We start from the raw sequence: 22716 nt of genomic DNA on the forward strand, positions 1-22716 counted from the left end.
TTAAGCGGGTCTTTAATGTACGTTCTTGCCCTTATAAAATGAGAAGAAACAACCTTTCAAACCCGTTCAAATCGACTTTGACAGGTTTTTTATTCATCCTATACTCTGATAGAACTTATTGTTCTACAGGAAGAGATCATGAAGGCACTACTTATAATCTTACTGGTTGGATCACTAAATCCCGTTTTCGCCGTAACAACAGATACTGATTTATCACCCTACATAAGTAAACTCGAAGATGCAGCTAAAGTGTGTGACAACAGTATGTTTTCCACCTCCGAGTGCACAAAAATTTGCACAGCCTCTGCTGAGCAATTTAAACAAGCTAAAACTTTCTCCGGCATAAGTGGTGAGGGTGAGAATGCTGTCATGAATTGCGTGACCGCCATGGCCGCAAATGACGATGGTCGTAACTCGCCCCTGTTTAAACAAGTGGGGGCTTTACAAGCAACGCTGAGCACTGAGTTGTTTAAATTGAAAATGGCCCATTATGGGCAACAAGCTCTGGCAAAATCCAAGATTTCACCAGGTAAAGCTGTAGCTCAGCAGGTGAGTATCGATACCAATATTTATGCTGCCAATGGGCAAGTTGACAGTGACAAAATCCCGGCCTTATATGACGATCTAAGTCAACACTGTCAGAATCAAGACGGTGATATGATGAAGAAGCTATGTTCTGATATGTGTCAAAGTAAAAAAACCGAAGTTGAAGAAATGCTTGTTACCATCAAGCAAGCTCCCAAAAACATCAGTGCCGCAGATGAAGTGCGCAATACCTATAATTTGTTGCAAACTATTGAAATAGATCTAAATTCTTCCTGCGGGAATATATACAGACAGTTATCAGAGGCGCAACAGCCCAAATCTTATTTGGCGTTAGTGGAATTTGTTGGGCTGATTAAAAAAGGCGTTTGGCCGCCTAAACCGGCCTTAAGTTTAGATTTAGCTTTAGAAGAACCGACTCCAGAGGTAAAACAGGCAGAGCAATTTGCAAGTGTGACCGGTGCCAACGCACTTAATACCTATAGTTTTTCTCAGGCCATAAGTGTTATTAAGTCAATGCCTGATTATCAATCCCTAGCGGAAAAAGTCCAGGGGATACCATATAGTGTGAAACAAATATCCAGTTCACTTTCGGATTTGATTAGTAAAGAAAGCAGTTACAGCAGTCAAAGGCAACAGTGGCAGGATAAAGTACAAGAGCTTGGCCTGGTTGGAAGGCAAAAAGAGCTCTATGAAGCCCTCAATTCCCAGTGCGATATAGACTACTTACGTACGTATAACCAACCAATGGACTGGAATCTGAAAGTGCTTTTTAAACCTGCCCCATTGGAACAAAAGCTTAGTCCTGTTTATCTTCACCGCTTCTGTTATGAGCAGCTAGCGGGAAGCTTAAATTCACAATATGCGCAAACAACTAATCGTGCAGAGTTACAAGCTCTGGCTGACACCTATATTAATTAATCCAACTAGCCCTTGGATAAGCGAAGAAAAATGGCTACCAAGCTGGGCTGCTTATAAGAAAACTCGCGTTTCAGAGTTTAATGAGAAAACGCTAACTCAATCTGACATGCAAACTAAAGCTCTGGCACGAAACACATCACGAGCGTCTCAAAAGGCAACAAACAAAAAAAGTGCGATATCTACAACAGAACAAAAAAGCAATAATATTGCAAGTTTAAAGCAACAAAAAAAACAACGGCAAAGACAAAAAAGTGACGAAGAATTTCGCACGAAAGGGATTACCTCTGTTGGGGGGTGGGGAAGAAGAAATCAAGGGCGAGAGGCACTCACGGGCATAAGTAAGCCTACTCGAGGTGATATTATTAAATACGAGTTTGCTCATTTAATAACCAACCCTAATGTTAGTCGTCAAGATATCTTAAAATTAACGACTAAAGAAGCGTATCACGAGTTTACATATGATCAAGCTATCACTATGGTTAAACAGAGCCCATTATATAGAGATATGCTCAGCGCTATTAGTAAGGATGTATCGGCAGAGGTATTGTATGCTGAGATGAAAGAAGGCGCTATTCGCTATGTACCAAATGGACAAACTGATCAGGTGCCACCTTATTCTGAGTTAGTGTCGGCTAAGAACAGGTCACAATTGTTTGAACTGTTAATTTTCTCTGAGTGTAACGCGCAAACTCCCCCTGATTTCAGTCAGTTTTATAGTAGCTTTTGGCCTCATCAATATGAGTATTTTCATTATTACAATGTAAAAGAGAGTAAGAGTGCATCAGCACCACTAGAAAACTTGATCCATGTGCAGTTCTTACAACGATTATGCGCCAAAGAGCAGTTTGTAAGAGATAAAAAATCACTTAAAATGGGGGTGTTTATAAACGAACAAGCAATCGAGTTGTATGAAAGTGTCCATGTTGCTGAACTTAAAAACGAAGATGGCCAATTCCTCATGTATCAAGAAGATTGGTCACCTGACTGGTTTGCATTCAAAAAGAAGTGGTATCGAGAGAAATATAAACCTCAAGTCGCCTTGTTTGTAGAGACCACTTTGCCTTTTCCTGATATTGATAGAAGTGCAATATTAAGTTCGACGATTTATGCTCCTGTTACTTACGGAGTATTATTAAATGCCTATAAATCTGTTGCAGCAACATTTTTAGGTGAAAATGATTATTGTTCGTTAACTACGGATCAACAAATAAGGATATATTACGTTTACCAATCGTCCCAAAAATCTGCAAACGGCATTTTGGCATCGATTAATCCTTCCAACTCAAGATCCAAAGAAAATGCTTGTTCAAGAGCGATTAAATCGAAATCAACTAATGGCGAACTTACCGTAAATGAAAAAATAGTCATTCAGTTTGAGGATATGCAGTACTATAATTACTGGTCTTTGCGTCCCAATCAGTTTCCTTCGGGCGAGCTGAGAAAGTACTGTGACAAAAAAGCAGGAGTGTCTCCTTTTCAAGGTTTGTCACAATGTGAATACTGGAGTGCCATTTATTATAATGACTTTGAACAAGCCTTTATTATTGATCGTTTGTATTCGTCCTTTATGAAAATTAATAGCCGCCAAAACACGGCCTCAGCTATTTGGGATGCGATCTCGTTTTATAATACGCAATATCAGGATATATATCGTCAATGTGTCAAGCCATCAGCAAAAAAGTATGAATTCAAAGTCGATGTGACAACAAAAAAACAAGGATGGGTTTTTCGGGCTGAAAAAACCAGAACAAACCATTACAGCTATTACGTTAATCCGGAATGGATACCAATAATGAATGAAATTGGTTTTATGTCAGGTAATTATATAAAAGTGATTAAAGATTCGGAAAAACTTGGGAACTTAAAAACTACAGCTTTTGTTACAGCCAAATACATTGCCGGATTAAATCAAACAATGAAAAAGTATGCTTGTAATGATCCCGTTGTCCTACAGTTGGAAACTCGAATGAAATCTTACTATGAAGCGACTAAAAATTACGCTGCGATTTATGGGAAACAACCAGAGACGTTCTGATGTATTTAGAGAGAGTGATTTTGACCAGGCCATTCATATCGGGTATCAGCTCACTGCGGCTTGCCGATAGGACTGGATGGACGTTTTTAAAGCTTATCAAGGAGGCATCAAATAATAACTAAATTTGATTAAATACCTACCTAAACTATAGTTATTACTCGATCGTAAGATAAAAGGAACTTTACTATATTCAACTTATTCTAAAAAGAGCTGGCCCTAATACGGAGATATCCATCAAAGGAGTTTCGCTAACATTCAGGTAACCATGAATCAATTAATAGATCCTAGGCTAGCTTCATAGATGTATAAGCCACTTGAACAACAAGTTTACGTTAATTTTTTATTAATGTTCATCTGTAGTCAACTAGCCCAATATTCCTACTGGAGGAATTATTATGTCTGCTCCACAAAAGTCTGGCTCTGGTTTTTGGAATAGCTGGTGGCCTTGGATTATTGCCGGCTTGCTTATTTTTGTGTTTAAAGATGTTCCACTTAATGGTGGTGGAGGCTCTTCTCAACGACCAGTAGGGCAAACCACGGAAAAAGAAGTGAGTGTTGGAGAAAAAGAGCATCGTCGCATTACCTTTAATGTAAATGGCAGTAAACAGGTTTCAGTCGATATTGTATCTTTGAATGGTCAGCCAGTAGATTTTTTCATAGCGCCTTTAAAGGAATACGAAAGAAATATTTACATAGCTAATCTTAAAGGGCTAAAAGGAGCTTACTTGGTAAATGAGGAGATTGTTAAAGCCTCTGAATCAGTCACAGTGCGCGGTAATGGTACATATGTGTTTGCCGTACGGCATGGAAATTTTTCAAACAACCTGTTTGCTAGGGATTATCCACCAGCAATAGTTCATTACAGATTCACAATACGCTAAACCTCTATATGACCTAGTCATCTAAATTCAGTTACCCCATAGTAGCATAGTTAATTTGGCCACTGTTCTATAATAACAGCTGAATTATACCAATTTTCCTAAGTTTCTTCCCACTCAGTGAAATTTAAAAGGTTTAGAGGCAACAAGTGTTCTTCATTAGCTTTTACTACAACACATTCACTAGGCACAGCCTTACCATTGAAGCTGCCCACACGTATATTGATGACACCAGGTAAAGGTAAAACCAATTGATTAAAGTCATGTGAGTGACGAATTGGTTTTGCACTATAAGAGCGAATGGATTATAGATCCTTTCATAATAAGTGAAAATGTATGGTCTTAATTTATCCTGATTTTGTTTATACATAGTAGAGCAATGGATAATAAAGTGAAGTGTTAGTTTTTACTGATACTTTATTTTAAAGTATCTATGACTTCTATGGTGGCAAGTTGGATTATTTATTAAGATAAATTCACGTCTAAATTAGGTCGTCTTTGTGGAAAAAGTTTAAAGAGGGCGTTAATTCAGTTTCAGGAGCTATAGCATGTTAAATAAAAAAAATACGGGTCTTATTGTGGTGGATATTCAGGGAAAGCTCGCTAGCTTAGTTTATGATAGCGAGGTGTTAATTGCGAATTGTGAAAAGCTGATCAAGGGAGCGCAAGCACTAAAGTTACCCATTATTTGTCTTGAGCAAAATCCCGAAAAGCTTGGTGGCACTGTTAATGAAATAAACTCGCTGTTAAGCAGTATTAGCCCAATCACTAAATTTACATTTAATGGCTGCGAAGAGGCTAATTTTATTGCTGCGGTTAAAGCTGAAAACGTTGATACATGGCTAGTTTGTGGTATTGAAGCGCATATTTGTGCATATCAAACAGCACTCGGCTTGTCGGAACGTGGTTATAACGTACAGTTAGTTAGTGATTGTGTATCTTCCCGCACCTTGGCCAATAAGCAACTTGGTATAAGTCGATTGATGAATAAAGCTATTGATATTACGGGCTTAGAAATGTGCCTGTATGAGCTAGTGGCAGATTGTAGATCTGCTGAATTTAAAGCAATACTGCGCTTAATTCGCTAGTTCACACTTTTAACTCCTCAACTGAAAATGCTCGAGATGTTGAATTATTTCGCGCTATTTTAAGTCTTTAATTACCATAAATACGCGAGCCCTAGCGGTGATAAAAAACAATTACTGCTCTTTGGTTTTTCTAGATAGCTTGTTTTTTTTATTTTATGATTTGTCATGAGATTGCTATTTAACTATAACGTGGTAGGGCATGTAACATGAGCAGGAATTTATTGTTTTAATGACTATTAAGGACAGGTGAATGCCTAGAATATTTAGAATGGTAAAATGTATTGCTCAGAGCACGAGTATTATCTGCTTGTTAAGTTAGCGCTGTCGATTATGGTAATGAACAGCGCTTTTTCTGTTGATAATCTTAATTTATAGCGACATAACAAAAGCCACCAGTGATGCACGTTCTGTTTTAGTTAAAGCCATAAAATCAGCTTTACTGCTTTGTGCTTCACCGCCGTGCCATAAAATTGCCTCTTCAATATTATCAGCCCTACCATCGTGTAGAAAACCGGCTGCAGGGTTCACTGTTTTAGTTAAGCCTATACCCCATAATGGGCGGGTTTTCCACTCATTACCTGTAGCCATAAAGTCACGTCGATTATCGGCTAAGTCTTCCCCCATGTCATGAAGCAACATATCAGTGAAGGGGTAAATTGTTTGTCCTTTTATTGCCTCGGGTGCTGCTCGCCCCCCGATAAAAACAGCACCGGTTTGGGTGATAAATTGAGGGGTGTGACAGCCGGTGCAGTTGACTTGTTGAAATAACAAAGCACCGTTGAGTACGTCTTCATTATCAATATTACGTCGTGCTGGTACTGCTAAGGTTTCTGCGTAAAAAACTACGTCATCAGCAAAGCTTGCCGAAGCTTCGGTTTGGCCTGACTCATCAACCCCAGTATCAACAAAGCCTGTACGTGTTAAGTAGCTTTCATGCATTGCCGTATTGGCAATGCTTTCTTCAGGAAATAACGGATTAGTTATTCCCATATCGCCACGTAATGCCCCTAACGACTGAACTCTAACGCTAGGTGTACTGGCTTTCCAGCCAAATCGTCCTAAAGATACTGGCGGTTGTTCGCCGGCTTGATCTTTTACCGCGTCAAAAACCCAGTTGGCACGACCAGAAATACCATTTTGATCAGCGTCATTTTCATCTACTAACGCTAATATATCGTCTTCTGCGATTAACTCTAGTAAACCTAAACCAAAAATGGGCATACCGTTTCTTGGACTATAACGGACATTACTTTGTAACAAAATACTGTTTAAGCTATTTTCTAGGCTGACATCATAAGGTGCTTCAATATCAAATATTGGCTTTTTCAAGGTGACTGTTTCGCCGTCAGCATAAGTTTCAATCTGATAGTCGTATGATAAGAAAACATTTGCTTGGCCTACAAAAGGGTTTACTTGCCAATCATCACGAGCTTTAAGTACGCCACGGTGAAATAATTGTGTGCCAAAGTCATCAACCGGCGTGTTTTTACAATAGCTGTTTTCTGTTGAAGGTGCATCACACTGACCATCTTCAAGGCTAATGCGTAAGAATATTCCCGCATTAGCGCCTAAAAGCAGTCGTTGTTCTTGGTCTGGCACTGATAATGTGGCCGGACGTCCATCACGTTGATGGCATGAGTTACAATCTTGATTGTTGAATACAGGTCCTAAACCATCGAGTTCAGGGTGGGCATTATTAGGGGCTGTGGTAAATGACGTTTCAAAGTGGGTATCGCCAATAAGGTGACGAGTTAACTCTTCTTCGGTCAAAGTGGGGATAGGTGTTGAAAAGCCATGACCTGAATCACTGGCATTCTCCGCGGTAGCATTACCCCCTAATAACAGCGCTAGAGCATAATCAGGGTAGACAGTTTCAGGAGTTGTTGGTAGTGTTTCAGTACTTTTAGCACTGTCGCCGCCACAAGCCGTAAGTGAAATGCTCAGTACTAACGCAAAATGCCTTAGTAACAATCTCGGTCGTTGTGTTGTTGTTTTATGATTAATTTTTGTCATTAGTATTAACTTTTATTGAGTGCAATAAACCAATAAATACGTGCGTCCATGCACTTGAAAGCTTTACTGAAGTTATAGAGAGAATAAACCTCAGTAAAAATTATGGTCAGTTATTGAATAATGTTTTTTAGCTTTGTTTCCATTGTGACAACAGTGGTAAAACATCAGCTTCAAATGAAGCTTGAACTAGTGATAGCGAGTCAATCGCGCTTTGAATTCGAATACGAGCGTCTGCGTCATTAATTGCTTGTCTAAAGGGTAGGTTATTATCGCCAGCAATTGCTTTGATCGCTGTGATAGCGTCATTGATTTGACCATCAATTTTACTTGCTAACTCAGAGTCTGCCGCGTTAACAAAGTCGATAAGACCTTGTTTATCTGCGCCATTAACAAATTCGCCACGATAAACGTTTTGTACGCCTTGTATATTGTCAGAAAAATCGGCCAACGAGTTCCAGCTATATTGTGACTCGACTAATGAAGTATCTGTTGCTGTTAAGTTAGTACCAAAAGGTTCGGCTATTTTACCATTACCTACTTCATCAATTATGCCGATCATGCCATTGATTAACTCTTCTACTACGCCCAGCTCAGATGCATAAACATCATTGTTTGGCGTTAAAAGTAAATCTTTGTAGGCTGGTGAATTGCTGTCACTTGGATCATAAGATACGGTCCAAGCATCAGCCAATGACTTGGCATATTCGGTAAATACTTCTGCGGTAGCGCTTAAGTATTCACGTTCTAGTGCGGTCATTTCGCTGATGTTTTTTTCATTGTCTGCTACACCATCACCAAATAATAAAAACTCCATGGTGTGAAAGCCTTGAACGTCATCATTGAATAACTTAACTTGCTCAGCAGTAAAGCCAGACTGAGACGCCAATAAGGCTTGTAAATCGCTGGTATTTAATGGCCAAGTATCTAAATGTGGATCAATTGAAAGCGCATCTACAGGGCCAAATATATGTGCTTCACCTTGCTCCCAAGGAATTCGAACATCACGCCAAGTTTGTTGGGCTGCAGCTAAATTTTCTTCTGTAGGGTTATTAATTAAAGTTAACGCTGCTAAATGGAAATTGTCAGCCTTAGTGCTTAACGATAAGTAACCGTTAACTATCACGTCATTGGTTAAATTGGTGATCATTTCAGTTGCGGTAAATGAGAAGCCCGTATCAACGACTGGCGTTTCTATTACCGCTTTTGAAGATGAACCACCACCACAAGCTGATAAGATTATTGCCGATAAGGTTGCTGCTAAGAGAGATTTTTTTAAATACATAGTTAAGTCCTGTTTAAAAGTTTAATACATTATTTTTGCTGTTGTTTTTATTTGATTTTTTATGTTAATTTCTAGCTATAAGGCGTGCTTAAATACTAAAGAAATAGCCTAAAGATAGTGCCACCGAACGAGTGTTATCAATATTATCTTGGGCATATTGCTGTTCGGCAACTTGCACTTTCAATACGAGTTCAGGAATAGGGAAGTAATTAATACCTAGCGATAGCTCTTGTTTATCAAAGCGAGGTGTTGCTATGCCATTTGCGACTTTTTTGATCGGATTAGCGTAATCAAAAGCACCAAAAATACGCAGCGGCGATGACAAACCGAATAATTCTTGTGCGTTGTAGCCTAATTCCACGAAAGCTGATTCTGATTCACTGCCTACTTGTGAGAAGTTGCCAGGCTTTAACCCTGGTGTGGTTTTATTGGCAAGGGTGATTGCTTCACTGTCGTCCAATTGGCCAAATAAATATTGTCCTCGTGCTACCCAGTTACCTATGCTCCATGCGCCGTGTAGGCCAAAGATTTGTAAATTTCCGTCACCAGTAATATTGTTTTGGTTATTACGATTGCCTGTTGTATTACTGGTGTAATAACTAACGCCTACGCCGTTATCTTTTTTTACATCACCGTAATCGAAACGAAGAGTAAACGCTAAGTCATCAGCGTTTACTTGCTCAAAGCGTTTTTGATGCCCAGTAGCAACCCACTGATATGTTCTGAAATATTCTGAGTTTAATCCGGTTGTTAATAGTGCTTGTGCAGTAAAGTCCTGCCAATTAGCAATAACGTTAACACCCGTTTCATTCCACGTTTGTGGGATTATGCTTGCCTCACTCCAATGACGTTCAGCAGTCATATATTGATGAGGCTGGTGTAAATCAGTGCCTAAGCCGACAGGGACAAAAATTCGGCCCATTTTTACGGCTAGATGTTTATTTGCTTGATAACGAACTTGTAGCTTTTCAACCACAACTTCACCACCAGCTTCTATTTCACTTTCAAATTCGCCAAACTCTTCGAAGCCATCGTATTCGAGCGTGACACCGGTACCGCCATGTTCATATTCAAGCTCTAATTCCACCTGCCATTGCGGCGTAAAATCGTAACTTAATTCAAGCACGACTCTCTCAAGATCGGTACTAGCACGTCGGGTTGGATCTAAATCTTGGGTATTTCTAAATATTTCTTCGTTTTTATATCTGACACTACCGTAAGACTTTATTTGCCAGTTTTTATTGGCTTGCAATGGCTGATTTTTCAGGACTTTTTCGGTTGTTGATTCAGTGTTAGCTAATTTTTGTGCTGCTAGCATTGTTGCTGATTGTGCTTTTAAAGCCATTAACTGCTGTTCAATTTCAGTAATTTTTTGTTGTTGTGCTAAGTAATCTTCTGCGTTGGGCGTGATGCTTTTGTTTTCGTCTGCTAATGCTACTGCACTGACAAAAAATAGCGTTACCATGGTGAATTTTTTCATAAAAACCTAAAGTGTAATGATAATGAGTTGTCTTTGTATTTAAGTGTAATTAGAATTCCTCTCTCATGCAAATGATAATTGTACTCATTTGCATTTAATTAAGTGTCTTAATAAAAATATTTAACAACAAGCTGGGGGAGTTGTGAGTTTGACGTGGTCAGCTATCAGAAATTGCAAGTGAGTTTTTACTGATAGCTTGAATAATCAATTTTAAGTTAAGGTGTATTGCTATGAAGCGCAATGCGGTTACCTTCAGAGTCATGAATTATGGCGCGAAAACCATGACCCCCCATAGATAGTTTTTCTTCAACCAAACGGCCGCCGTGCATTTCCGATTGCTTTATCGCATCGTCCAGTCGACCATTAACATTAAAATAAATCAGCGGACCTGAGGTAAATATTTGCTCTGGAGGTGAGGGCACTAAACAACCGGAAACATTGGTTTCTGCGTGCGGTAATATGCCAAAGGTAAAATGCTCAAATTCTTCTTTTTTAATTTCACCGTTAAGTAAAGCGCCATAAAACTCAATGGCGCGGGTTAAATCTATCACCGGGATATCCACCCAAACAATTTGATTTTCCATAGTAGGTTCCTCTGTTGTTAATTTAATACCCATTCGACTAAGTTTCTTCCCACTCAGTGAAACTTAATAGACTTGATATAAATATGCATTCATGAAGATATTTTTTATATATTGGCAGTATAGTTGATGATTTTAGATAGCTATATTTCTAAGCTTTCTGAGCTGCCTAGTAGTAAGCTCGCCGTAGAGTCGGTAGAATAATCACTTTGATTTTTATGACTTTGGCGTGCACGTACATTATGCGAATTATCCACACTTCTGACTGGCACTTAGGCCAACATTTTTACGGCAAAAGTCGTGCGCCTGAACACCAACAATTCTTGAATTGGCTTATTGAGCAGTCGCAAAGTCAGCAGATTGACGCGATTATTGTCGCCGGTGATATTTTCGATACGGGCACACCACCAAGTTATGCCCGTGAAATGTATTTTGATTTCATCGCTAAGTTACATCAGGCCAATTGCCAATTAGTGGTGTTAGCAGGTAATCATGACTCGGTTGCTATGTTGTCAGAGTCGCAGAATTTACTTCAGCAGCTTTCTACTCGCGTTATTTCTGCGGTCAGTGATAATATGGCCGAGCAAGTATTTGTGCTAAATAGCCTGAAAACCGAGCAGCAAGCGGTGATCTGCGCGATTCCTTTTATTCGACCGCGCGATATTGTCAAAAGTTATGCTGGGCAATCAGCGAGTGAAAAACAACGTTCGTTGCAACAAGCGATCACCGGCCATTATCAAACATTATTTAGCCAAGCACAGACTTTGTCAGTTGAAAATCAAGCTGAAGATACGCGCTTATCGATTATTGCCACCGGACATTTAACCACCATTGGTGCATCGCTTAGCGAGTCAGTACGTGATATTTACATTGGTACTTTAGAAGCCTTTCCTGCCAGTGAGTTTCCAGCAGCCGACTATATTGCTTTAGGCCATATTCACCGACCACAAAAAGTGACTAAGAGCGAACATATTCGCTATAGCGGCTCACCGATTGCTTTAAGTTTTGACGAAGCGAAAACCGAAAAGAGTATTGTTATTGCTGAGTTTAAAAATGGTGAACTTAGCGATGTTGAATTATGTCCTGTGCCGTGTTTTCAAGCCTTGGCGATGGTTAAAACTCAACTAGAAACATTAACTGACAATATTATGGCCGTTGTCGAAGCCAACCATAGTGAGCGAAAAGAGAATATCTGGCTCGATATAGAAATTGAAAGTGCAGAATATTTACAAGATTTAAGTGTACGCATTGAGCAAATAATTGCAGAGTTACCGGTAGAGGTTTTATTAGTCAGACGCAGTAAAAAATCTCGTTTAGAAATGCCCAGTCACGAGAAAAAAATCACCTTAAGTGAATTGAGCGTACAAGATGTTTTCGATGCTCGCATGGAGCTAGAGTCTTGGCAAAGTGATGAGCAACAACAGCGCAGAACGCGTTTAAATAGTTTATATCTCGATATTGCCGAGCAAACCCAACTTGCCAGCTCTGCTGCGCATTCTCCAGAACTAAATAGCATCATAGATAATAGCTCTGATACCAAAACGGAGCAGAAATAATGAAAATATTATCATTACGCTTTGAAAACATTAATTCCCTAAAAGGTCATTGGAAAATAGATTTCACCCAATCGCCTTTCGACACCAGTGCGTTATTTGCCATTGTTGGCCCGACCGGTGCCGGTAAAACGACCATACTCGATGCTATGTGTTTAGCCTTGTATCATCAAACGCCACGTTTAACGATTTCGGATAAACAAAATCAGTTAATGACTCGCCATACTACGAGCTGTTTGGCCGAAGTTGAATTTGAGGTGAAAGGTCAAGCGTATCGTGCTTTTTGGAGCCAGCGTCGTGCCAAAAACAGTGTTGACGGTAATTTACAAAAGCCAACCGCTGAATTAGCGAAAATAAAGGCGAACGGTGACGTTAGCCTTGAGAGTATGGATGAAAAATCCGCAGGAGAAGCGGACGTAATTGCCACTAAAGTTTCTGATATTCGAAATGAAATTGCTCGGATCACTGGCTTAGATTTTTCTCGTTTTAGAAAGTCGATGATGTTATCGCAAGGAGAGTTTGCGGCATTTTTAAATGCTCCGGCGAATGAACGCGCCGATTTATTAGAAGAGCTGACCGGTAGTGAAATTTATGGTGATATTTCCAAAGCCGTATTTGAACAACACAAAGACGCAAGTAACGAATTAAAGCTACTACAAGCGAAAAACTCAGGCCTGCAGTTACTAACGCCTGAGCAGCAACAAGCTATTGATAGCGAACTAGAAAAAGTTAGCGCACAACAACAGCCATTCGAAGCGCAGATAACGCATTGGCAGCATATTCGACATTGGTTAGTGAATGTTCAGCAAGCCAATAAGCAAAAATTACACGCCGAGCAACAAGAGCAAACTGCGCAACAACTGCATTGCGAGCATGAGGCTCAATTACACGCTTTAGCATTGTCAGAGCCTGCTGAGAATTTACGTGCTGAGTATCAACAGCTCAGTCATTTGAATCAACAGCTTACTGAGCTTAATGAGCAGGCTAAAGTTCTTGAGCAAGATGCGAAACAAAGTGCCGAGCAGGTTAGTGTTGCAGAGCAAACACTAGCGGAGTTTTCATTAACTCATGATGTACTTGTCAAAGAGCAACAAGCGACAGAGCAATTAATTGTTGAACAAGTGTTGCCACTAGATAGCAAAATTTCTCAACTCACCGAACAACAAGGTCAACAAATTAGTCGCTTAACAAACGCGAGTGAAGTCGCGCAACAAGCAAAAAAAGAAGCCGAACAGCTGTTGAATCAACAGCAAATTCAGCAAGAAAAAATTGACCAAGCCAAAGCATTTATCGGGCAGCAAGAGCACTTGGCACCATTGCCTGAGCATTTACCATTATGGCGTAATATGCACGCGCAAATGGTTAATGAGAAACAATTGAGTTTTGAGTTACAGGCGCAAGATGCAACGCTACAAAAGCAAGCTGAAGCATTAACTCATGCCATGGCTGAAGATGAACAACAATTTTCCACGCTTGACGCTGAATTTAAACAGCAACAAGTACTGCTTACGGCGAAAGAAAACGCAATAAGTCAGTTATTAGCACAACATCAATGTCAAAATGAACAAGCGCTTAATCAGCAGTTGCATAATATGCAGTCAATGGTTACCGAACAAGCGCAAGTGATGCAAAATGCCAGACGTTATCAAACGTTAGCTACAGAATTACAAGATATTGATAAAACGCTGAATGACGATAATCAGCAATTAGTCAGCATAGTCGAGCAATTACAGCCATTAAGAGCACAATATAAACAGCAAAAAGTGCAATTGACTGATGTGCAATTAATTGTTGAACAACAAAAAACCATTATGTCGTTAAGTGAACATAGAGCAAACTTAAAAACGGACCAAGCTTGTCCGTTATGTGGCTCGCAGCAACATCCTGCTATTGGTGATTATCAGGTGCTTAGTGCTAACAGCGGTGCTGAAAATGAACAACAAAGTCGACTAAAACAATTAACCTTGGCCTTAGAACAACTTGAACAGCAAGGAAAAACCTTATCGTCTGCGCAAGACCGCTTAAAAGAAAAGCTTAATTTTGTTGGCGAAAACCAAGCCGTAAAACAACAAGAACAACAATATTTAGCGCAGCAATGGCTTGCACAACGCACGTTATTAGCGCTTGATGTTGAGCTATCTGAATTTGCGCAAATAGAAGCGCATATTCAGGCTCGTCAACAACATTTTGAACAACTCAATAATGCCAATAGCCAACTACAGCAATTAAAGCAGGCTCAGCAACAGCAGGTAACATTGCTGACCGGGCAAGAAAAACAGCTGTTAACGTTGTCTAATCAGCGCCAAAATCAAACGCTACAACTTAAGCAGTTTCAACAACAAGCTGAGCAAAACAAGCAAAGTCTGACACTTAAATTAACGCAAATATCGCAAGCATGGCAAAAGTTAAGCACCTTGGTGCAAGCGAGTCATCTGACTTTGCCTGATTGTTTTACTGTTTTTAATCAAACCGATGTAGATGCAACACAAACTGATGCTGCACAAGAACAATTTAATGCTTTAGTAGAATTGCAGCAAACATGGATAAATGAGCTTGAGCAGCAAAGTCGTGCTTATCAAACGGCATTAAGTGCGGTCAGCATTGATAATGAACAACTACAGCAATTACAGCAACAACGGGCAATAATCGATAACAAAGTTGAGCAGTTAAACGCCTCTGAACAAAACTTGAAAACAGAGTTGAGCGCGTTAGAGCAGCAACTTAATGAAGAAAAAGTTAAACGCCATAGCTTATTTGCCGAGCAAGATGTTCAGCAAGTGCGTCAACAATTAAAGCAACAACAACAAGCGCAAGAACAAACATTGCTTGGGCATCAAAATGTACTTAACGAGCAGAAAAGCTTACAACAAAATGTCGCAGGTAAACTACATGGCAATGTTGATGCGATCAATCGTCTAACGCCACAACAACAGTCCGCTAATCAAGTTTGGCAAACGCAACTCGCTGACAGTGAGTTCGCAACCGAAGCTGACTTTAAAGCTGCGTTATTAACCTTAGAGCAACGTAAAGCTTTAAAAGAAATACAACAAACGATTGAACAGCAAGTGCAACAAGCCAAGGCGCAATTGCAGCAAGCGCAGCAACAATTATTACAACTTGGGCAAGATAAAGCGCAGTTACAAGAACAAAGCAATCAATTGGTTGATGGACTGCAAAGTGATGAGAGCAATGTCGTCGAGAGTCATGATGAAATACTGAAAGATTTATTGTTCACACAGCGTGTTGAGATAGATGATCAGCTAGACATTACCGCTTTTGATAATAAAGCCGCGATTTGCACACAAATATTAAAACAGTTACAGGTTCGTCAAGGGCAGTTAAGTCAGCAAGTAAGCCAAGATCAACAGCAACGTGAAGAGCAAAAAAGTGTGCTAGCTGACATTGTTAAACAACAAGCCGAACTAGACGATCTTTCGCATCTTAATGGCTTAATTGGCGCTAAAGATGGAGCTAAGTTTAGACGCTTCGCCCAAGGCTTAACGTTGTCACATTTAGTCTATCTGGCCAACCAACAACTTAATCGTTTACATGGCCGCTATCAATTACAGCGTCAACAGTCAGATAATTTAGCCTTAGAAGTACTTGATACTTGGCAAGCCGATAGTGTGCGAGATACTAAAACTTTATCAGGCGGTGAAAGCTTTTTAGTCAGTTTAGCATTAGCTCTAGCGTTATCTGATTTGGTCAGTGCGAAAACCAGTATCGATTCACTATTTTTGGATGAAGGTTTTGGTACTTTAGATAACGACACCCTAGAAACCGCCTTATCAGCGCTGGATTCTTTAAATGCTAGCGGCAAAATGATTGGCGTGATCAGTCATGTTGATGCCTTGAAAAAACGTATTGATGTACAAATAGAAGTTAAAAAACAAAGCGGTCTTGGTGTCAGTGAATTAGCAGACTGTTATCGTTATCATGCTAAATAGTTCGCTAGGTTGTATTTGGTGAGTTAGTTCACAGTATATACCCATGAAACTGCATTTTGATGCCTCACGGGTATAGCCTTTTCATGAGCGGATAAAAAATAGCATCGCTGAACTTATTTTCTGCATAAAAAATTAACCTAACCCTTAACGTGTAAGCAATAGTTATTCTTATTGCGTTTAAAGGGGAATCTTTATTAGAAGCAGTGATATTTTTAAAAAACATATCACTGCTTCTTAAATTAATTGCATTTACACTTCAAATTGGTTCGTTAACATTTGTAGATTATTAACATGGTCATCTAACTGACTCGCTTTAACTTTGATTTGATTTATCAGCTGATTGCTTTCTTGACCATTACTAACAATACCATTGATATTAACGTCTAAAGAAGCAGTAACATTGCTTTGCTCTTGTACGCTTGTAGAAATCTGTAAAGATGTATTATTAATATCATCACTTGCGGAAATGATCTTTGCAATAAATTCAACTGAATGCAGCATCATTGCGGTAGTTTCTTCGCCTTTACCTTTACTGTTTTGTACAACTTGTACTGCCGATATAGTGCCTTGTTGTAATTCAGCGATCATTTGGCTGATTTCTTCAGTGCTTTGCTGAGTTCGACTTGCTAGTGCTCTAACTTCATCGGCAACCACCGCAAAGCCACGCCCTTGCTCGCCAGCTCGTGCCGCCTCAATAGCAGCATTCAACGCTAATAAGTTTGTTTGCTCTGCGATAGCTTTAATAACATCAATAACACTGACCATTTTATCAACGGTTATAGCTAGCACACTGATCACTTGACTGGCATTTTCTAAATCAGAAGAAAGCTCATTAACCGATGACATCGATTTGTTGACTACCAGGCCAACTTCATTAGCCTGCTCTTTTGCCTCAAATGATGATTGTGATGATTGTTGAGAGGTTAAAGAGATGTCTTTGGTACTGGCTGCCATTTCAGTAATCGCAGTTGCCAGCATGTCTATTTCAATATATTGCTGTTCAAACAAGGCATTAGCTTTACTAACGTCTGACTTTACCGCACTTGAAGTATCACTTATGACTTCTGTTGTCGTGATAATGGTTTTAATCATGGCCTGTGTTTTATCAAAAAAATGATTAATTTGATCCGCTAACGTGCCCATCTCATCATGAGTATGTATGGCTAACCTTTTTGTTAAATCGCCATCTCCATGGGCAATATCGGTTACTGCGAGAATAACTTTGTTTAATGGATTTGTGACAATGACACGGGTAAGTATGAACAAGATAAGTACAAGTAAAACGTCTACTAATACTACACCGATAATTATTTGTATTAACGCTGCCTGCATTTTGGTATTAATTTCTTGTTGGTCAATGCTAATGACAATGTCACCGACAATACTTTCTTCTTCGTATTCATTATAAACCAGCGGGTGCTTTATCTCTGCGCCCTTTATTCCTTGAGTATGTTTGGCATATTTAACTTCACCATCGAGTGTTTTAATTTCAATACCGTAAACATAAGGGCTTTGTAATTCAGAAGATCCTATTTTGATTATTTGTTCTGATAAGTCCATCCATATCGCAGCCGGTAAGTTCAGTTTTAATCTTTCGGACACTAAAAAAATGCTTTTATTGGCTTCAGCTAATATGGACGACTTTACCATTTTATAATCATAAGCTCCTTTAGCTATGAGCACAATACTGACTAAAATAGTCGACATAGCGATTAATCGGAACTTAATACTAAAATTAGAGAAAATATTAATAAGTAATACTCCAAAATTTACTTGATAAGAAGATGAATAATAATTATTTTGCCACTTTATGAGCAACCCCCGACAGTGAGAGCTATGGTTTACACAAGGCCGTAGAATAAAGGCAAAGTCAAGCTAGCCAAATGGTGGTTAACAACGCTAGCTTTAAGTTTAGCTAGGCGACTGAATTAATCATATCCGCCTTTATTTTGATCGGTATCTATAGATAGTTTTTTGACCTATGTAGTTAATATCGCTAATAAAGTAAAGTTTCACAATCGACAATAAGTATTAAATAGAAAGTATTAACACTTTAGTGCTAATGCTAATTAAAAATTGTCTGTAAAAAGAGGAAGAGGGAAGCTAGCTTAAGCAAAAATGGGAAGAATACGTAATAGTATTATAGGGATGTTAACCTTCGCTTGGCACGCGATACCTGAACTTTATGCGTTGGTGGTAACTAATATCGTTTTTTCAGTAACAATACGTCAACTATTCGATATAGTTTGATTTAAGCCTAGAGCTTAATCTGTAAATTATCGCTATCAAATTTTTATGTTAATAATTTGGAATATGCTAAGGTTAAATTTAAATACCGATGTCAGACGAGAAGTAGATATGGTAATCGCGCATGGGGAAGTATCTATCTTCCTGCAGAATGAAAATATTATCATTGCAAAACTTAAAGGTGCTTTTAATGAGTATGGTGCCCAGGAATATACCGACGGTATAAAACAAATTATTACTCAACTTGATGGGCAAAACTTTTCCATTTTAATCAATCTATTGGAGTTGATGGGTGGAACTCCAGAAGCATATAAAGAGCTTGAAGATTATAATAAATGGCTAAACAGTCAGAATCTACTTGCTAAAGCAATGGTCATTAACTCTATGATCACCTTGGATATTATCAATATGTACAGCCCTTCTAGGGGTGAACAAAAAAGTGAGACATTTGATAATGAAACCGATGCAATTGCTTGGTTAAAAACGCTAACTTAGTTACCGCTCAGCAAGTTATTATAATGAAAATACAGCATAATTTGAGTGCTTGTCAGGAAAAGTTTTACTCAACTAAATTAATATAAACACTTAAATTGCTATTTAAGTGTTTACTTCCTATGAAATTAACCCTATAGTGGCGACGTTAATTATTCCCATCTAGTTTATTTAGCCGATTATTTATAAAATCGTGTTTGCCTTTCCCTTTCACAGTTAGTCATCACTTAATTTATTAAGCTTAGATTATTGTCTGATTTTTCGAGCGTTATCTCGTAAAAAGTTGTTATTTTTCAAATAAAAAAGTTCCACTACACAATAATATAGCTTTTGTTCATGCGTTTTTACGCACATTAAAAGAGTTTATTATGTCATATACATACCAAGGTACGATCTATTCGATCGCATCGCCAGTTCGATCAATTTCTGTTAACAAAAACAATGTTTCAGTGACCGATCAGCAAGGCACAAAATTTATCCAATTTATTAACGTAAATGATTCAAAGTCATTTTTAGCTTGGATTTATCAGAGCTAAAATGCTCCCCTGCAAAGCATGACCAGCATGCTTTGCAGCTTGCATTACCTTCCTAAGCTTATTTAACCCGAGTTTAGATTATTTGTTTAATAACACTCGTTTCAGTTTTGTTTTTACTGAACGCCAATGCGTAACCGGTTTGGTTGGTGCTAGTGCTATCAAGTGTTGCCATTGTACTTCAGTTAATTTCACTTTAGCGCCATGTGCTAAAAGTATATACTTTACATTCAAAGCCTTAATATTTATCAGTGACTGATGATAGCGATTTGGATAAAAAACGGGGTAAGGCGGAATAAAGGCATCCCTGACTTTTACCATTAAATCGGCAACATAAATTTGTTCACTGGCTAGATGATGTAAAGAAATATCTCGGTCAGTATGTCCTTGCGAAAAATGCACCTGCCAATCATCAAACCCGGGTAAAAACTGCTGATCAGTAAGATAATAATCAGGCGTTAATACACTTGAATAATAGATAAATTTCTTCGGCTTTTTCTTGCGACTTGCCACCCACAACGTCAGTAGCATATCGGTTAAGTGCATTAACTTACCGTCAATTCCTGAATACCATTGCCCGGCAACATTGGCGGCGGCTATTTTACAGCCATATTTTTTACGTAATGCTTGTGCGGCACCTGCGTGATCCGGGTGCATATGCGTCACAACAATTAAGGCTAATTCAGACATTGAGCGTTTTAGTTCATTGCCGATAAAGTTCTCTAAAAGCGGAATGTCAGCGCGGCAACAGCCATCAAGTAATAAAAACTTATCGTTGTATTCGGCTAAATAAATGTTCTGAATATAACCTTTCAAGCTATGTAATTTGAGCATAAAAAATACTAAGGTAATGATGTGATCTTTAAGCTACCTTGTTCTTGCCGAAAGCTCAACAGATTAGACCAGTTATTAATGTTTAAGCTTGATGTATTCTCAGTTGGACTAAAGTTTGGTTAAGCTGTCGAAGGTGGAGAGGTAAAGTTGATAGGTAGAAAGAGAGCATTAGGAGTGTTGATAGTAGATATATAATTTAATCTATGGTTTTTAAAAATGCCAAGCCATACAATCGTGACCACAAATGTATTGATACTTGGATCTTACGTGGAAATTTGGATTTATTTCACATTACTTGCCGCTTTGATGCAAGCCATTCGTACCGCTGGGCAAAAGCAACTAACGCAACATTTAAATGCCATGGCAACCACGGGCGTTCGCTACATTTATGCTCTGCCTTTTGCATGGCTATATTTATGGTGGATGTTAGATTACCGTCAGCTGTCGATGCCGGCTCTTAATACTACATTCATACAATACGCAATGATTGCCTGTGTGATGCAAATTATTGGTACCGTATGTTTAGTGGCCGCGTTTAAATATCGAAATTTTGCAGTGGCGACCAGCTTAGCTAAAACAGAAGCGATTCAAGTGGCTGTATTAGGCGCTTTGCTTTTTTCAGCGAGTTTGACTGCCTTAGGCTGGATTTCAGTCGTTATTGGTGTCGTCGGTGTTTTGCTAGTTTCTAAAGTTAAGTTTACTTATAAAGATGTTTTTCAAAACCCAGGCGCTGGTTTTGGTTTAGCTGCTGGCTTAGGTTTAGCGGTAACAACATTGCTTATTCGTCAGTCGAGCTTAGCACTTAACACCGATTTATTATTGAGTGCTGCAGTTACGTTAACTTTTATGATCACTGTGCAAACACTATTTTCTGTTGTCTATGTTTATTTGCAAGATAAACAGCAAATACAAGTTATGTTGAGACAATGGCGCTTATGCTTGTTTGTTGGCGTTACAAGTGTTTTAGGCTCAATTGGTTGGTTTACTGCGGCAAGTTTTCAAAACGCAGCTTATGTTAAAGCATTAGGCCAGGTAGAGTTTTTTATTACTTTGTTTATCACTTATCGTATTTTCAAAGAGAAAATATCAGCTATCGAATATGTAGGAATGGCGCTGATCGTTGCCAGTGTCGTAATTTTGTTAGTGTGGGCTTGATAACATTATAGAGAAAGTGGCACCTTGATTTGAATCTTTTTAATTATTGCTTAAATTTCTGTTTAAGCTTCGGTCTAAAGTGTTAGAACGCTGGATAAGCCGTTCAGGTTTAATATTTACTTTTATTTCATCATGAATTAACAGTGAATTAACAGTGAATTAACAGTGAATTAACAGGGCACCCATTCTAAACCGCTCAAGCTTAGTCTGTGTGCTAAGCTCAAATCTTTTAGGTCAGGTACGTGATGACAACCCATTGAACTTATGTGGGACACCTTTGGGATACTTGTAGCCAAAGTGGTGTTGATGCAGCCATTTATTCAAACCTGATATAGAAGAACGAATTTCATGTGTTTTCTATATGTACTCAATGACTTCATAACAATAGCGATAAGTGTTTAGCATAATATGAGCAACTACTTCATCTGGTTGTATCTGACTCAAATAGAGCGGGAGTCGCCATTTTCCTGGGCTAACTTATCTTTAGTTACAAAATCTTCACTATGTCAAACAATACTCATTTCATGAAATCATCATGCTTGAGTAATCATCGCTGTTGGCCAGCCTTTGGAGCAAGTTATACCGCCTTAATTCGATACGACCATCACAACTGGCATCATGTAGGGCTTCAAGAACTATTTTTTACTCTGTGGTTAAGCTGATGTTTTTCATGGGTATATCATTATTCTCATGCTTGTATAAATTAAGCCCCTCATTGAATACAGGTATAGATGTAGTGTGTTTAGTTGTTTCTTCGTGTGCATTGTATATTGTTCAGCACTAAAAATTGTACTGTTTGAAATGTTAATTTTTGTTCTTTTCGATCGAAAATTAATTGATAAAGCAATGCTCATTGATTGTGACATGACTGGTCGAATAATTATCACCAAATGGTTTATAGCCACATTTCTGTATTAGACAATGCTACCAATAGCGCTTGGCTAGAAGTGGCGACGAAGGCACTGTGATTCATTTTTAACTTTTGAAATTGATCAGAATTAACATCCATAAGCCATATTTCCAGAAGGACAATAGCCTTTTTCAATAAGTTACAATGCTTAGTGTTAAATATGCAGTTTTAGATTGTAAATACAAAAGATATTGCGTTTTTTGAGCGTTTTAGAGTCAATTTTA

14 protein-coding genes are annotated in these 22716 nt (G+C 38.7%); 8 read left to right on the top strand and 6 right to left on the bottom strand.

What is annotated here, in order from left to right; translation table 11 throughout:
* Window positions 1-138: 138 nt before the first annotated feature.
* The 4 genes from FGD67_RS18795 to FGD67_RS18810 all read left to right on the top strand — a co-directional run bounded on the left by FGD67_RS18795 (window position 139) and on the right by FGD67_RS18810 (window position 5465).
* On the top strand, window positions 139-1464 hold the full coding sequence (locus FGD67_RS18795) for a hypothetical protein (protein ID WP_257172571.1): 1326 nt from the start codon (window positions 139-141) through the stop codon (window positions 1462-1464).
* Window positions 1406-3499 (top strand): hypothetical protein, encoded by a 2094-nt coding sequence (locus tag FGD67_RS18800; protein WP_257172573.1) that lies wholly within the window; start codon window positions 1406-1408, stop codon window positions 3497-3499. Before FGD67_RS18795 ends, FGD67_RS18800 begins: the two co-directional genes overlap by 59 nt.
* Window positions 3500-3894: 395 nt before the next feature.
* Window positions 3895-4380 carry a hypothetical protein gene (locus FGD67_RS18805; protein ID WP_257172574.1) on the top strand — a complete coding sequence of 162 codons (486 nt, stop codon included), beginning with the start codon at window positions 3895-3897 and terminating at the stop codon, window positions 4378-4380.
* 545 nt (window positions 4381-4925) lie between these two features.
* The gene (locus tag FGD67_RS18810; protein ID WP_257172575.1) at window positions 4926-5465 is read left to right on the top strand and encodes an isochorismatase family protein; all 540 of its coding nucleotides are present in this window, start codon (window positions 4926-4928) and stop codon (window positions 5463-5465) included.
* 369 nt (window positions 5466-5834) lie between these two features.
* Here the strand turns inward: FGD67_RS18810 and FGD67_RS18815 are convergent, their stop codons facing one another.
* From FGD67_RS18815 to FGD67_RS18830, 4 genes are all read right to left on the bottom strand, one after another.
* Complete coding sequence (locus tag FGD67_RS18815) at window positions 5835-7478, bottom strand: di-heme oxidoredictase family protein (protein ID WP_257172576.1); 1644 nt, start codon at window positions 7476-7478, stop codon at window positions 5835-5837.
* A 127-nt stretch (window positions 7479-7605) separates the two neighbouring features.
* Entirely contained in the window at window positions 7606-8760 is a 1155-nt protein-coding gene (locus tag FGD67_RS18820; RefSeq protein ID WP_257172577.1) for an imelysin family protein, read from the bottom strand.
* 88 nt (window positions 8761-8848) lie between these two features.
* On the bottom strand, window positions 8849-10240 hold the full coding sequence (locus tag FGD67_RS18825) for a hypothetical protein (protein WP_257172578.1): 1392 nt from the start codon (window positions 10238-10240) through the stop codon (window positions 8849-8851).
* A 215-nt stretch (window positions 10241-10455) separates the two neighbouring features.
* Complete coding sequence (locus FGD67_RS18830; protein ID WP_257172579.1) at window positions 10456-10824, bottom strand: VOC family protein; 369 nt, start codon at window positions 10822-10824, stop codon at window positions 10456-10458.
* Window positions 10825-11063: 239 nt separating this feature from the next.
* On the opposite strand from FGD67_RS18830, the gene sbcD reads away from it, so the two are divergent.
* Both sbcD and FGD67_RS18840 read left to right on the top strand, forming a co-directional pair.
* On the top strand, window positions 11064-12377 hold the full coding sequence (gene sbcD, locus FGD67_RS18835; RefSeq protein ID WP_257172580.1) for an exonuclease subunit SbcD: 1314 nt from the start codon (window positions 11064-11066) through the stop codon (window positions 12375-12377).
* Window positions 12377-16321 (top strand): AAA family ATPase, encoded by a 3945-nt coding sequence (locus tag FGD67_RS18840; RefSeq protein ID WP_257172581.1) that lies wholly within the window; start codon window positions 12377-12379, stop codon window positions 16319-16321. Before sbcD ends, FGD67_RS18840 begins: the two co-directional genes overlap by 1 nt.
* 249 nt (window positions 16322-16570) lie before the next feature.
* Here FGD67_RS18840 and FGD67_RS18845 read toward each other — a convergent pair whose 3' ends face one another.
* Window positions 16571-17971 (bottom strand): methyl-accepting chemotaxis protein, encoded by a 1401-nt coding sequence (locus FGD67_RS18845; RefSeq protein WP_257172582.1) that lies wholly within the window; start codon window positions 17969-17971, stop codon window positions 16571-16573.
* Window positions 17972-18616: 645 nt separating this feature from the next.
* On the opposite strand from FGD67_RS18845, the gene FGD67_RS18850 reads away from it, so the two are divergent.
* A complete protein-coding gene (locus FGD67_RS18850) occupies window positions 18617-19063 on the top strand; it encodes a hypothetical protein (RefSeq protein WP_257172583.1) in 447 nt (148 codons plus the stop codon).
* Window positions 19064-19674: 611 nt separating this feature from the next.
* Here FGD67_RS18850 and FGD67_RS18855 read toward each other — a convergent pair.
* Window positions 19675-20427 (bottom strand): MBL fold metallo-hydrolase, encoded by a 753-nt coding sequence (locus FGD67_RS18855; RefSeq protein ID WP_257172584.1) that lies wholly within the window; start codon window positions 20425-20427, stop codon window positions 19675-19677.
* A gap of 267 nt (window positions 20428-20694) precedes the next feature.
* Here FGD67_RS18855 and FGD67_RS18860 point away from each other — a divergent pair, with 267 nt between their 5' ends.
* Window positions 20695-21582 carry a DMT family transporter gene (locus tag FGD67_RS18860; RefSeq protein WP_257172585.1) on the top strand — a complete coding sequence of 296 codons (888 nt, stop codon included), beginning with the start codon at window positions 20695-20697 and terminating at the stop codon, window positions 21580-21582.
* The last annotated feature ends 1134 nt before the right edge of the window (window positions 21583-22716 follow it).

It is taken from the genome of Colwellia sp. M166, from assembly GCF_024585285.1.
Taxonomy (GTDB): Bacteria; Pseudomonadota; Gammaproteobacteria; order Enterobacterales; family Alteromonadaceae; genus Cognaticolwellia.

What these genes read in the sequence shown, in the direction of transcription:
- FGD67_RS18825 (WP_257172578.1), bottom strand. Translation starts at nt 10,240, where the DNA reads ATGAAAAAATTCACCATGGTAACGCTATTTTTTGTCAGTGCAGTAGCA.
- FGD67_RS18795 (WP_257172571.1), top strand. Translation starts at nt 139, where the DNA reads ATGAAGGCACTACTTATAATCTTACTGGTTGGATCACTAAATCCCGTT.
- FGD67_RS18830 (WP_257172579.1), bottom strand. Translation starts at nt 10,824, where the DNA reads ATGGAAAATCAAATTGTTTGGGTGGATATCCCGGTGATAGATTTAACC.
- FGD67_RS18810 (WP_257172575.1), top strand. Translation starts at nt 4,926, where the DNA reads ATGTTAAATAAAAAAAATACGGGTCTTATTGTGGTGGATATTCAGGGA.
- FGD67_RS18800 (WP_257172573.1), top strand. Translation starts at nt 1,406, where the DNA reads ATGCGCAAACAACTAATCGTGCAGAGTTACAAGCTCTGGCTGACACCT.
- FGD67_RS18840 (WP_257172581.1), top strand. Translation starts at nt 12,377, where the DNA reads ATGAAAATATTATCATTACGCTTTGAAAACATTAATTCCCTAAAAGGT.
- FGD67_RS18845 (WP_257172582.1), bottom strand. Translation starts at nt 17,971, where the DNA reads ATGGTAAAGTCGTCCATATTAGCTGAAGCCAATAAAAGCATTTTTTTA.
- FGD67_RS18855 (WP_257172584.1), bottom strand. Translation starts at nt 20,427, where the DNA reads ATGCTCAAATTACATAGCTTGAAAGGTTATATTCAGAACATTTATTTA.
- FGD67_RS18850 (WP_257172583.1), top strand. Translation starts at nt 18,617, where the DNA reads ATGTTAATAATTTGGAATATGCTAAGGTTAAATTTAAATACCGATGTC.
- FGD67_RS18805 (WP_257172574.1), top strand. Translation starts at nt 3,895, where the DNA reads ATGTCTGCTCCACAAAAGTCTGGCTCTGGTTTTTGGAATAGCTGGTGG.
- FGD67_RS18820 (WP_257172577.1), bottom strand. Translation starts at nt 8,760, where the DNA reads ATGTATTTAAAAAAATCTCTCTTAGCAGCAACCTTATCGGCAATAATC.
- sbcD (WP_257172580.1), top strand. Translation starts at nt 11,064, where the DNA reads ATGCGAATTATCCACACTTCTGACTGGCACTTAGGCCAACATTTTTAC.
- FGD67_RS18815 (WP_257172576.1), bottom strand. Translation starts at nt 7,478, where the DNA reads ATGACAAAAATTAATCATAAAACAACAACACAACGACCGAGATTGTTA.